Origin of the sequence: Pseudomonas sp. SZ57 (genome assembly GCF_009495975.1) — a bacterium.
GTDB classification, from domain to species: Bacteria; Pseudomonadota; Gammaproteobacteria; order Pseudomonadales; family Pseudomonadaceae; genus Aquipseudomonas; species Aquipseudomonas syringae.
Map to the genome: position 1 here is coordinate 154,989 of NZ_WIBD01000018.1, position 12,550 is coordinate 167,538.

Here is a 12,550-nt window from a genome sequence, read left to right on the forward strand (position 1 = left end):
CGATGAAACAGCTTGATTTGCAGGTTGTACAACAGGCGCGGGACTGGCTGGCCAGCGGCAAGGCCGTCTGGCTGTGCACGGTTCTTTCCACATTCGGCTCGGCCCCGCGCGGGCCGGGGGCGATGCTGGTGGCGCTGGGCAGCGGCGAGCATCGTGGCTCTCTGTCGGGTGGTTGCGTGGAAGAGGATTTTCTCGAGCGCGTTGCTGCAGGGCAGTTCGAGCCGGTCAATCAGGTGGTTCGCTACGGCGACGGCGGTTTTGCGCCAACGCGGGCCCTGCCGTGTGGCGGTGTGCTGGATGTGCTGATCGAGTTCATCGCGCCAGGGCCTGAAGCCGATGCACACCTAGCGGCCATCGAGCAGGCGCTCGCCGGACGCGAGTTGGTCAGCAGGCAGGTGCAACTGGGCGGCGTGCAGAGAGCGATCGGGCCTGCGACGATGGGCGAGTCGCGTGTGCAGGTCGATGGCGAAAGCATCAGTATACGCATGGGCGCGGTGTATCGCGTGCTGCTCGCCGGTCTGTCGCCGGTGGCAGAGTTCTGCGCCAGTTTTGCCGTTGCCATGGGCTATGAGGTGATCGTCTGTGACCCTCGTGTCGAGGTCACATCGGGGTTTTCCATGCCGGGTGTCGAGGTGCGTGGCGTGCTGCCTGCGGTGTTCATTGCCGAGGGCGGCTGCCACAGTTCGACGGCCGTTCTTGCTCTGACGCACGATCCGAAGCTGGATGATCTGAGCATGCTCGAGGCGGTACGTACCGATGCCTTCTACATCGGCGCGATGGGCTCGATGCGCACCAGCAGCAAACGTCTGGAGCGTCTGGGGCGAATTGGCGGGCTGGACGCACAGGTCCTGGACCGGATTCAAGCGCCTATCGGCCTGAACCTGGGCAGCAAGACACCTTCCGAGATCGCCATTGCGGTAATGGCCGATATCCTGCGGGTGGCCAACGGTGTCAGTCGTGCCGAGGTGTAAGGTGTTGCCGGCAGGCTTGTGCCAGCGCTGACGGGGTGTCGGCGTCACGCAGGATGCCAGGGTCATCGCAGTGCAGTACGTCACATGCCTCGGGGTTTTCGATGATCAGGGCTTTCGCGCCCTGATCGCCTTCCAGCTTGAGCAGCGCTGGCCAGAACCGGCGGCCAATGATCACCGGGTGGCCACGTTGGCCCTCGTGCATGGGCAGGACGATGCGCTGGGGATCGGCCATTCTGGCCAGGTCATGCAGGGTCTGCGGCTGTATCCAGGGCATGTCAGCAAGAACAATGGCAACCGCATCGGCAGAGGAGTCCATCACTGCCGCAACGGCGCTCGCCAGGCTGTGGCCCATCCCCAGTTCGGCGTGTTCGCTGCGGATGATCGTGACGTTCGAGGCAATCCCCAGCGCATCCGTCTGGTCATCAGGGCGCAATACCACCGCCGTTTTGCCGAATGCGTTTTGCGCGTTTTCCAGGCTTGCCGTGAGCAGGGTCCGCCCGCAGGGCAGAAGCGCCTGCCGTTTGTCACCGGCAAAGCGCCTGCTGCGCCCTGCTGCGAGGACCAGGGCGAACACTTCGGGGATCTGGCTGTCTATCCTGCTCAATCCGAAACCTTATGAGTGGGTGAAAGGAGAGGGCGCACGCGGCTTGCCCGTCGCACCCTGCAGTTCTGCTGATGCACGCACAATGCCTTATTTCGCTGCCTTGCCGGTAGCGGCACGAATCATGTTTTCGAGGGTTTCAAGTGGACAATCATATTCGTCCTGTCGAGCTGGAAAAAGCCTACCGTTTGCTCAACCACGGGCCGACCGTGCTGGTCTCGTCCAGCCACGAGGGCACGCATAATGTCATGGCTGCGGCTTGGGCCTGTGCGCTGGACTTCTCGCCGCCCAAGGTGACGCTGGTCATCGACAAGATGACCAAGACCCGCGAGCTGGTTGAGAAGAGCGGCTACTTTGCCCTGCAAGTGCCCAATCTGGATCAATTGCAGATGACCTTCGACGTCGGCACTCAGAGCAAGGTTTTCACCCCGGACAAGCTGGACAAGGCCAATGTGGACCTGTTCCGCATCGACGGGCATGACTCGCCGCTGGTCGCAGGCTGCTCGGCCTGGCTGATCTGCAAGGTCATTCCCGAGCCGCACAATCAGCAGACTTATGACCTGTTCATTGGCGAAGTGGTGGGCGCTTGGGCTGATACCCGTGTGTTCAAAGACGGACACTGGGAATTTGAAAAAGCCGATCCGAAATGGCGCAGTCTGCATTACGTCGCGGGCGGGCATTTCTACACGATTGGTGAGCCTGCGGTGGTAGAAACAGGCGACGAGTAATCGCGATGTCTGGCCCTGACGATCCTTGCCGACCCTAAGGGCCTCTTCGTGAGCAAGCTCACTCCCACACAAGCACACTCATCGTTCCCACAGATGCCCCCCGTGGGAGCGAGCTTGCTCGCGAAGGCGGACTGGTTGATCAGCAAATTACTCAGCGGCTGCATCAGTCTCTTCGTGAGCAAGCTCACTCATCGCTGCCACAGATGCCCCCCGTGGGAGCGAGCTTGCTCGCGAAGGCGAGCTGACTGATCAGCAGATATCCAGCGGCTGCATCAGTCTCTTCGCGAGCAACGCGGATCGCCGCCCCGGTCACTCCCGTAACGGCTGTGTACCTGCTGAACCCTCAGTGACGATCCCGCCATACGGTCTGCGCATTGCAGAACTCGCGTACACCGAAGTGCGACAGCTCACGGCCAAAGCCGCTCTTCTTCACGCCGCCGAAGGTTACACGCGGGTCTGAAGCGCTGTAGCCGTTGATGAACACACCGCCGGTTTCCAGTTCTTCGGTCATGCGCTCGGCCAGTTGCAGGTCGCGGGTATAGACCGTCGCGGTCAGGCCGAAGTCACTGTCATTGGCCAGCTCCAGGGCGTGCTGCGCGTCACGCGCGGTGATGATCGACGCTACAGGGCCGAACAGCTCTTGCCGGAACGAAGTCATCTTATCGGTGACGTCACCGAGCACGGTAGGCTGATAAAAATTGCCCTGGCCTTCGGCCTTTTTGCCGCCCAGCAACAGTGTGGCGCCTTCGGCGAGTGTGTCCTGCACCTGGGCATCCAGCTCGTCGCGCAGGTCGAAGCGCGCCATGGGGCCAATGTAGGTTTCGCTGGAAAGAGGATCGCCTGTCACCAGTTGACGTGTTTGCTCGACGAATCTGCGGGTGAACTCCTCGACCACGCCTTGCTCGATGATCAGGCGCTTGGCCGCTGCACAGACCTGCCCGGTGTTCTGGAAGCGGCCAATCACCGCGGCCTTCACCGCCTGATCCAGGTCCGCGTCATTGAGCACGATGAACGGGTCGGAACCGCCCAGTTCCAGCACGCACTTCTTCAGTGCCGCACCGGCCTGGGCGCCGATGGCCTGGCCGGCACGCACGCTGCCGGTCAGGGTGACGGCTGCGATGCGCGGGTCGGCAATGGCGTTTGAAACGCCTTCCGGGGTGACGTTGATGACCTCGAACACACCCTCAGGGAAACCGGCACGCTTGAACGCCTCGAGCATCAGGTAAGCGCAGCCCATGACGTTGGGCGCGTGCTTGAGCACGTACGTATTACCGGCCAGCAGGGTCGGAATCGCACCGCGCAGCACTTGCCAGATCGGGAAATTCCACGGCATTACCGCGAGAATCGGGCCCAGCGGACGGTATTCGATCCGCGCCTTGTCATGCTCGACCTGAGTCGCTTCGGCCACCAGCATCGCCGGGCCTTGCGCCGCGTACCAGTCGCACAGCTGCGCGCATTTCTCGACCTCGCCTTTGGCCTGGGCGACGGGCTTGCCCATTTCCTGGCTGATCATGCGGGCAATGTTTTCGACGTCATCGCGCAAGGCCTGACCCATGGCGACGATCAGTTGCGCACGTTGCTGAACCGGCGTGCGCTTCCAGCCGGCAAAACCGGCAGCCGCCCGCGACAGGCTTTGATCCAGCGCGGCGGCGGATTCAAAGGCATAGTGACCGATCTGCTCGCCGGTGGCAGGGTTGATCGAGATTGCATGGGTGTTGCTGGTGACAGTAGTCATTGCGCCATCCTGTTGAGGTGGAAGTGGGACCAGAATATAGGCGTGCAATGCTTTGTAAAACTGAATAATAATGATCGTAACGTTCATGTTTGGAGAATGATATGGATCTGGTTCAGCTGGAGATCTTCAAAGCGGTGGCTGAACACGGCAGCATCAGCGCCGCGGCGCAGCACATCCACCGGGTGCCGTCGAACCTGACCACGCGCATCAAGCAGCTGGAGCAGGATCTGGGCGTCGACCTGTTCATTCGCGAGAAGCACCGCTTGCGCCTGTCTCCCGCAGGCTGGAATTTTCTCGACTACACGCGACGCATCCTGGATCTGGTGCAGGAAGCGCGCTCCGCCGTTTCCGGGGAGGAGCCACAGGGGCCTTTTGCACTGGGGTCGCTGGAAAGCACGGCAGCGGTCAGGATTCCTGCGCTGCTGGCCGCCTACAACCAGCAGAACGCCAAGGTCGAGCTGGACCTGTCCACCGGCCCGTCCGGAACCATGATCGACGGCGTGCTGGCCGGTCGACTGGTCGCTGCGTTCGTTGACGGGCCGGTGCAGCATCCATCGCTTGACGGCGTGCCGGTCTTCGAAGAGGAAATGGTCATCATCGCGCCACTCAATCATGCACCGGTCAAGCGCGGGCGGGATGTCAGCGGAGAGAGTATCTATGCGTTTCGTGCCAACTGCTCGTACCGCCATCACTTTGAACGCTGGTTCACCGATGACGCGGCAGTGCCGGGCAAGATCCATGAAATGGAGTCCTACCACGGCATGCTCGCCTGCGTCAGCGCCGGTGCCGGGCTGGCGCTGATGCCGCGCAGCATGCTGGAAAGCATGCCCGGCTGCGCCACGGTCAGTATCTGGCCGCTGTCCGAGAAGTTTCGCTACCTGCATACCTGGCTGATCTGGCGCCGCGGCACGGTGTCACGTAGCCTGACCCGCTTCGTCGAGTTGCTGGAACAGCGCAGCGAGCCAGAGAACGTTTAACGGCCTGCAGAAACCCGCTCGGCAATCGCCGCACCGACTTGCTGAGTCGAAAGCGTGCCGCCCAGATCCGGCGTGACGTCGCCGTTGGCGATCACTTGCTCGATGGCGGTGATGATTTCGTCATGTGCTGTGGTGAAGCGTTGGTCGCCCTGGCCGAGGAATTCGAGCATGAGTGCACCCGACCAGATCATTGCGATCGGGTTGGCGATGTTCTGGCCGAAGATGTCCGGGGCCGAGCCGTGAACCGGTTCGAACAGCGAAGGGAAGTGACGCTCGGGGTTGAGGTTGGCCGACGGCGCAATGCCGATGGTGCCTGCGCAGGCCGGGCCGAGGTCGCTGAGGATGTCGCCGAACAGGTTGGACGCCACCACCACGTCGAAGCGCTCGGGTTGCAGCACAAAACGGGCGCAGAGAATGTCGATGTGTTGCTTGTCCCAACTGATGCCGGGGTACTGGCTGGCCATCGCTTCGGTGCGTTTGTCCCAGTACGGCATGCTGATGGCCATGCCATTGGATTTGGTCGCCGAAGTAACGTGCTTGCGCTCGCGTTTGCTGGCCATCTCGAAAGCGAATTTGAGAATGCGGTCGACGCCGCGACGGGTGAACACCGATTCCTGCAGCACGAATTCGTTTTCGGTGTTTTCGAACATGATCCCGCCCAGCGACGAGTATTCACCTTCGGTGTTTTCCCGGACCACGACAAAGTCGATGTCGCCCGGTTTGCGATTGGCTAGCGGGCAGGGCACGCCGGGAAACAGCCGCACCGGACGGATATTGGCGTACTGGTCGAATTCGCGACGAAACTTGAGCAGCGAGCCCCACAGCGAGATGTGATCCGGGACCTTTTCCGGCCAGCCGACGGCGCCGAAGAAGATCGAGTCAAAGCCTTTGAGCTGTTCGAACCAGTCGTCCGGCATCATCTTGCCGTGTTTCAGGTAGTAATCGCAGCTGGCCCACTCGAAGTACTCGAACTCCAGTTCCAGCCCGTGCCGTGCGGCGGCGGCCTGCACCACGCGTACCCCTTCGGGCAGCACTTCCAGGCCGATGCCGTCACCGGCGATGGCAGCGATACGCAGTTTCTTGTTGTTCATGGTGGCGCTCTCTCTGAATCGATCCATTACGGGTGTGCGATGAATGAGTTGCACAGGCCATCCATGCTATAAGCGCACGATATAAAGATAATCAGCTGATTAATGCACTGAGAAAACACGAATCGTGAATAAATACCCCAGCCTTGATGATTTGAATGTGTTCGTTCATGTGGCCCGGCGCTCAAGCTTCGTCGGGGCTGCGGATGAGCTGGGCATGTCCGCTGCTTACGTCAGCAAGCGCATCCGTTTGCTGGAGCAGGGCATGGGTGTGGTGTTGCTGCACCGCTCGACCCGGCAGGTGTCGATTACCGAAGATGGCGAGCGCGTCTACGAGTGGGCCAGGGGGATGCTCGATTCAGTGCAGCAGATGGGCGAAGAGGTGGCGGCATTGCATGGCGAGCCGAGTGGCTTGTTGCGGGTCGTCAGCAGTCAGGGCTTCGGCCGGCGTTTCGTCGCGCCGGCGTTGTCGGAACTGGCGGCGCGTTATCCGAAGCTGGATATCCGTCTGGACATTCAGGACCGGCTGGTCGATCTGATCGAGGAGGGAGTCGATCTGGATATCCGCGTCGGCAACGAAATCGCCCCGCACCTGCGCGCCAGGCATCTGGCCAGCAACTGGCGGGTCTTGTGCGCGAGCCCCGGCTACCTCAACCTTCACGGCACGCCGCTTAATCTTGGCGAGCTGGCCAATCACGATTGCCTGGTGATCAAGGAGCGCGACCGGCCGTTCGGCATCTGGCACCTCAACGGGCCGCAGGGTGCCGAAACTGTCAAGGTGACCGGCAGCCTGTCTACCAACCACGGCGAAATCGCCCGTCAGTGGTGCCTGGACGGGCGCGGGGTGTTGCTGCGTTCGCTATGGGATGTGCGGACTGATCTGGCCGAGGGCCGTTTGATTCAGGTGCTGCCGGAGTACCGCCAGGATGCAGACATCTGGGCGGTGCACACCTCACCGCTGATGAGTTCGGCCAAGGTCCGTGTCACGGTGGAGTTTCTGCGCGACTACCTTGCCCTGCATCCTTCGCCCGTCAACCACTGAGGCACGCCACGCCCTGTCAGTGGGTGCCGGCTGCCTTGTTCAGGTCGCTGTCTGTCCATTCGGTGTAGATGCATGCGTCTGCGGCGGCCCAGCGCACGCGCACCGGGTCGCCGGCCTTGAGCGACATGCCGTTCGCGGAAAGCGCTTTGACGGTCATGGCAGTGCCTCCGGCAGTGACCACCGAGCACGTCTGGCTCTCGCCGAGGAAAAGCACTTCAGTGACCGTGGCGTTCACCTCGTTCCAGCCTGATTCGAGCGGCATGGCGGCTGCCTGGGACACACTCAGTGCCTGGGCTTTCTCCGGGCGCACCATCAGCAGCACGTCCTGATCGGTCTTCAGCCCTGCGGTCAGGCGAATCGCCAGTGTGCTGCCTTCGAAGGTCGCCACGGCATTGCCTTGGGCCTTGAGCCTGAGAAAGTTCGAGTTGCCGAGAAACGAGGCGACGAAGGCATTCGGCGGATCCTGATACAGGTCATAGCCCGAGCCCAGACCGACGATCTTGCCATGGCTGAAGATGGCGATGCGCTGTGACAGGCGCATGGCTTCTTCCTGGTCATGGGTCACGTAAACGATGGTGATGCCCAGCCGGCGATGCAACTGACGCAGTTCGTCCTGCAGGTCTTCGCGCAGTTTCTTGTCCAGCGCGCCCAGAGGCTCGTCCATCAGCAGGATGCGCGGCTCGTAAACCAGCGCTCGGGCGATGGCGACCCGCTGCTGCTGGCCGCCTGACAGTTGCGACGGTCGACGATGAGCGAAGGCTTCGAGCTGAACCAGCTTGAGCATCGCATCGACTTTCTTCTCGCGCTCGGCCGCAGGCAATTTGCGGATCGCCAGCGGAAAGGCAATGTTGTCGCGCACCGACAGGTGCGGGAACAGCGAGTAGCGCTGGAACACCATGCCGATGTCACGCTTGTGCGGCGGCACATTCACCAGCGATTTGCCGCCTACCAGAATCTCGCCCGAGCTGGGCGTTTCGAAGCCGGCGAGCATCGACAGCGTGGTGCTTTTTCCCGAGCCGCTGGAGCCCAGGAAGGTCAGGAATTCACCGTCCTGGATGTCCAGGGAAATGTCGTCGACAGCGGCGAAATTTCCGTAGTGCTTGTTCAGATTACACAGGCTGACCAGTGTGTTCTGGTGCTGATGGGCGGGGTCTTTGATCACGGCACTCATGAAGTACTCCTGGCTTCGTTGCGGCGACGCAGGGTCGCGGCGATGAACATGATCAGCACCGACAGGGCGATCAGCAGCGTTGAGGCGACGGCGATGACCGGCGTCAGGTCCTGACGCAGGGTGGTCCACATTTTCACGGGAAGGGTTTGCAGGGTCGGGCTGGCCATCATCACGCTCAACACCACCTCGTCCCACGACACCAGAAACGCGAACAGCGCGCCGGCCATCATGCCCGGGCGTATGCCGGGAAAGGTCACCTTGTAGATGGCCTGCAAGCGTGAGGCGCCGCAGATGACCGCGGCATCCTCGATGGACTGGTCGAACAGCTTCAGCGAATTGATGATCGAGATGATGGTGAACGGCAAGGCAACGATCACATGGCTGACGACGAAGGAAAACAGCGTGCCGGTGTAACCGAGCCTGAGAAACAGCGCGTAGACCGCGACAGCGATGATCACCAGCGGCACGATCATCGGCAGTGTGAAGACGCCGTACAGAAGGTCACGCCCCGGAAACCGGCCACGCACCAGCGCGAAGGCAGTGGGCAGGCCCAGCGCCACCGACGCGAGGGTGGTCAGGATCGCGACCTTGAAGCTGGACATGGCCGCGGCCATCCAGTCCGGGTTGGAAAAAAACTGCTGATACCATTTCAGCGTCCAGCCGGGCGGCGGAAACACCAGCCACTGCGATGAACCGAACGACAGCAGGACGATGAACAGGATCGGCAGCAACAGGAACAGCGCGATCAGGGCGGTGGTCAGGTACAGGCCCGTACGCAAGCCGGGGCTCATGGCATTGGGTGTCAGGAGCATGGCGGTTTACCTCGCGTTGCTGGCGCCGACCGGTGATTCCGGCTGGAGCTTCAGGTAGAAGTAGAACAGCACCAGCGTGATCAGCACCAGCAACGCAGCGGCGGCACTGGCCAGCCCCCAGTTGAGGAACGATTGCACCTGCTGGACGATGAATTCGGGCAGCATCATGTTCTGCGCGCCGCCGAGCAGCGCCGGGGTGACGTAGTAACCGAGCGACATGACAAACACCATCAGACCTCCGGAAAACAGCCCCGGACGGCACAGTGGCAGAAACACTCTGAAGAAATTGCTCCATGGGCTGGCCCCGCAGATCGAACCCGCCTGCAGCACCATCGGATCGATGGCCTGCATGGTCGCCTGCAACGGCAGGACGATGAACGGAATCATGATGTAGCTCATGCCGATCACCACACCGGTCAGGTTGTGCACCATTTCCAGCGGCTGATCGATGATGCCCATGGCCATCAAGGCCTTGTTGACGACCCCGGAGGCCTGCAACAGCACCAGCCACGAATAGGTGCGGGCCAGCAGGCTGGTCCACATCGACAACAGCACGATATTCAGAATCCAGCGTCCCCAGCCGCGCGGCACCAGGGTGATCACCCAGGCGAGCGGGAAGCCCAGCAGCAGGCTGAACAGTGTCACCAGGCCCGCTACGGAAAAGGTATTGAGCAGCACCCGCGAGTAGGCCGAGTTGGCAAACAGTTGCTCATAGTTGCCAAGGCCCGGCACCGGTTCAAGCACGCCGCGCAGCAGCAGGGCGATCAGCGGGGCGAAGAAGAACAGTCCAAGGAAGATCAGCGCCGGAAGCAGATTACGGCTGCCGCGCCAGCGCTGTGCGAGGGAAGGGGATGCCTGCATGCCCGACACCTTCTGGCTGGCCGCGCCAGCGGTGCTGGTAGCACCCCCGGCCGGCATGGATTGACGAGGAGCAACCGCTGCCATCTTTACTTGACCAGCCATTCGTTCCACCGTGTCGCGATATCAGCGCCATTCTTGGCCCAGTATGCGAAGTCGAGAGTGATTTGATCGGCAACGTGCGCGGTCGGCAGGTTAGGTGCCAGCGTAGAGTCCAGGCGCGCAACGCTCTCGGTATTGACCGGGGCATAGGCACTGAGGTTGGAGAAGTCCGCCTGGCCTTTGGCGCTGGTCGCATTGGCGATGAACTTCATCGCGGCGTCCTTGTTTTTTGCGCCCTTGGGAACGACCAGAAAATCCGCCATGACCAGGTTCTGCTTCCAGCTCACCCCCACCGGGGCGCCATCCTGTTGCAGGGCGTAGACCCGACCGTTCCACATCTGCCCCATCGACACTTCACCGGAGGCCAGCAGTTGCTGGGACTGCGCACCGCCGCCCCACCAGACGATATCCTTCTTGATGGTGTCGAGTTTTTTGAAGGCGCGGTCGAGGTCCAGCGGGTAAAGCTTGTCGGGGGCTACACCATCGGCCAGCAGGGCCAGTTCCAGCACGCCGGGGCTTGGCCACTTGTATAGCGCGCGCTTGCCAGGGTAAGTCTTTGTGTCGAACATCGCGGCCCAGTCACCAGGCGCCTTGCCGCCGACTTTGCTTTCGTTGTAGCCGAGCACGAAGGAGAAGAAGAACGAACCGGCGCCGTGGTCAGTCACGAAGCGTTTGTCGATCTCGTCGCGCTTGATGGTGGTGAAGTCCAGAGGCTCCAGCAGGCCCTCGCTGGCGGCGCGCAGGGCGAAGTCGGCTTCGACATCGACAACGTCCCACTGCACGTTGCCGCTTTCGACCATGGCCTTGAGTTTGCCGTAGTCAGTAGGACCGTCCTGCACGACGGTGATGCCACTGGCCTTGCTGAATGGAGCCGCCCAGGCCTCCTTCTGGAAGTCCTGCGTGGAGCCGCCCCAGCTCACGAAGTTGACGCTCTCGGCGGCAATAGCGGCGACACTCGAAAAAGCCAGCACGCCAGCGGCCAGGACTGCTGTTGCACGTTTGTTCAACACCATTTTTACGCCCTCATTTGTTGTGTTTTGAGCGGGCTTTTCTTGCCCGCGTAATCGGGAGCAGTAGGTCCAATGGGCCTTGAAACCTTGTACGGGTCAGGTGCTGTTATTGGTGCTGTCCCTTGCCGGGCGCGTCTGACCAGATCTTGTATTTATGGAATGTCATATTATGGTATTCCAAACTTTCTGCAAGCGTTTTGCCCTGTCAAAACGCCTTCACGGTGGGTTTTCTGATCAGCGCCTGGGGTTGCAGGCGGCGGATTATCGGGCTCGCGTGCCAGGTGTTTACCTGGTCAGCCGGGAAACGGAATACTTTCAATCACTTCCAGATCGTAGCCGGTCAACCCGGCGTATTTCAGGGGTGGACCAAGGTGGCGCAACTTGCCGACCCCCAGGTCCTGCAAGATCTGTGCGCCTGTACCGACCTCGGAATAAATGCGTGATTGCGAGCGGGTGTATTGGCGCGGCGGCTGGGTGAGCTGCGGAATGCGCTCCAGCAGCGCCTGGGATGATTCGTGATTGGCCAGCACCACCACCACGCCGTGACCTTCCTGCGCGACACGTTGCAGGGCGGCCCAGAGCGTCCAGTTGGCAGGGCCGTTATATTCGGCACCGACCAGGTCGCGCAGCGGGTCGACAACATGCACGCGCACCAGCGTGGCGGCGTCACGGCGGATATCGCCCATCACCATGGCCATGTGCACGCCACCTTCGATGCGGTCTTCGTAGCTGAACAGACGGAAGGTGCCGTGCACGGTCGGCAGTTCGCGCTCGCCAATCCTGACGATGGTGTGTTCGGTGCTCAGGCGGTAATGGATCAGGTCGGCGATGGTGCCGATACGGATGCCGTGCTTTTTGGCGAACACTTCCAGGTCAGGTCTTCTGGCCATGCTGCCGTCATCATTCATGACTTCAACGATGACCGACGCTGGCGTGAAACCGGCCAGGCGGGCCAGGTCGCAGCCCGCTTCGGTATGGCCGGCGCGGGTCAGCACGCCGCCGTCACGCGCGCGCAATGGAAAGATATGCCCTGGCTGCACCAGGTCTTCCGCTACTGCGCGCGGGTTGACGGCGGCCTGAACAGTACGCGCACGATCTGCCGCGCTGATACCGGTGGTCACCCCCGTGGTGGCTTCGATGGACACTGTGAACGCCGTGGCGAATACGCTGCCGTTGCTGGGCATCATCTGTTCCAGGCCCAGACGCTGGCAGTGTTCGTCGGTCAGCGTCAGGCAGATCAGGCCGCGCGCTTCGCGGGCCATGAAGCTGATTGCCTGTGGTGAACAGCAATCGGCGGCGAGCAGCAGGTCACCTTCGTTTTCCCGGTCTTCGTCGTCGACCAGCAACACCATCTTGCCCTGGCGGTAGTCTTCAATGATGTCTTCGATGCGATCGAACGCCATAGTCAGTTTCCCGGTTTTATGGGTGGATGAATCGTGGTATACCATAAGACAG

Annotated in this window: 12 protein-coding genes; 4 read left to right on the forward strand and 8 right to left on the reverse strand. The window is 61.5% G+C overall.

Features of this window, described 5'->3' with window-relative positions:
• The first annotated feature begins 2 nt into the window (after positions 1-2).
• A complete protein-coding gene (locus GE543_RS16615; protein WP_153221904.1) occupies positions 3-971 on the forward strand; it encodes an XdhC family protein in 969 nt (322 codons plus the stop codon).
• Here the strand turns inward: GE543_RS16615 and GE543_RS16620 are convergent.
• Positions 952-1,575, reverse strand: coding sequence for an NTP transferase domain-containing protein (locus tag GE543_RS16620; RefSeq protein ID WP_153221905.1), 624 nt, complete (start codon positions 1,573-1,575; stop codon positions 952-954). The two genes, GE543_RS16615 and GE543_RS16620, sit on opposite strands and share 20 nt — an antisense overlap.
• A 140-nt stretch (positions 1,576-1,715) precedes the next feature.
• On the opposite strand from GE543_RS16620, the gene GE543_RS16625 reads away from it, so the two are divergent.
• Positions 1,716-2,300: a flavin reductase family protein gene (locus GE543_RS16625; RefSeq protein WP_003416370.1), complete on the forward strand. Its 585-nt coding sequence runs from the start codon at positions 1,716-1,718 to the stop codon at positions 2,298-2,300.
• Positions 2,301-2,643: 343 nt separating this feature from the next.
• Here the strand turns inward: GE543_RS16625 and GE543_RS16630 are convergent, their stop codons facing one another.
• Entirely contained in the window at positions 2,644-4,035 is a 1,392-nt protein-coding gene (locus tag GE543_RS16630) for an aldehyde dehydrogenase family protein (protein WP_153221906.1), read from the reverse strand.
• 101 nt (positions 4,036-4,136) lie between these two features.
• Between GE543_RS16630 and GE543_RS16635 the strand changes: the two genes are divergently transcribed.
• On the forward strand, positions 4,137-5,012 hold the full coding sequence (locus GE543_RS16635) for a LysR family transcriptional regulator (protein ID WP_003410140.1): 876 nt from the start codon (positions 4,137-4,139) through the stop codon (positions 5,010-5,012).
• Here the strand turns inward: GE543_RS16635 and GE543_RS16640 are convergent.
• Entirely contained in the window at positions 5,009-6,103 is a 1,095-nt protein-coding gene (locus GE543_RS16640; protein ID WP_178118623.1) for a tartrate dehydrogenase, read from the reverse strand. The two genes, GE543_RS16635 and GE543_RS16640, sit on opposite strands and share 4 nt — an antisense overlap.
• Before the next feature lie 124 nt (positions 6,104-6,227).
• Between GE543_RS16640 and GE543_RS16645 the strand changes: the two genes are divergently transcribed.
• Positions 6,228-7,142, forward strand: coding sequence for a LysR substrate-binding domain-containing protein (locus GE543_RS16645; RefSeq protein WP_371927188.1), 915 nt, complete (start codon positions 6,228-6,230; stop codon positions 7,140-7,142).
• Positions 7,143-7,158: 16 nt separating this feature from the next.
• Here the strand turns inward: GE543_RS16645 and GE543_RS16650 are convergent, their stop codons facing one another.
• The 5 genes from GE543_RS16650 to ribBA all read right to left on the reverse strand — a co-directional run bounded on the left by GE543_RS16650 (position 7,159) and on the right by ribBA (position 12,498).
• Positions 7,159-8,313 (reverse strand): ABC transporter ATP-binding protein, encoded by a 1,155-nt coding sequence (locus GE543_RS16650; protein WP_046237543.1) that lies wholly within the window; start codon positions 8,311-8,313, stop codon positions 7,159-7,161.
• A complete protein-coding gene (locus GE543_RS16655) occupies positions 8,310-9,125 on the reverse strand; it encodes an ABC transporter permease (RefSeq protein WP_153221908.1) in 816 nt (271 codons plus the stop codon). The genes GE543_RS16650 and GE543_RS16655 overlap by 4 nt, the downstream gene beginning before the upstream one ends.
• 6 nt (positions 9,126-9,131) lie before the next feature.
• Complete coding sequence (locus GE543_RS16660) at positions 9,132-10,088, reverse strand: ABC transporter permease (RefSeq protein ID WP_153221909.1); 957 nt, start codon at positions 10,086-10,088, stop codon at positions 9,132-9,134.
• Positions 10,073-11,098, reverse strand: coding sequence for an ABC transporter substrate-binding protein (locus tag GE543_RS16665; protein ID WP_153221910.1), 1,026 nt, complete (start codon positions 11,096-11,098; stop codon positions 10,073-10,075). Before GE543_RS16665 ends, GE543_RS16660 begins: the two co-directional genes overlap by 16 nt.
• 290 nt (positions 11,099-11,388) lie before the next feature.
• Positions 11,389-12,498: a bifunctional 3,4-dihydroxy-2-butanone-4-phosphate synthase/GTP cyclohydrolase II gene (gene ribBA, locus GE543_RS16670; RefSeq protein WP_153221911.1), complete on the reverse strand. Its 1,110-nt coding sequence runs from the start codon at positions 12,496-12,498 to the stop codon at positions 11,389-11,391.
• Between the last annotated feature and the right edge of the window lie 52 nt (positions 12,499-12,550).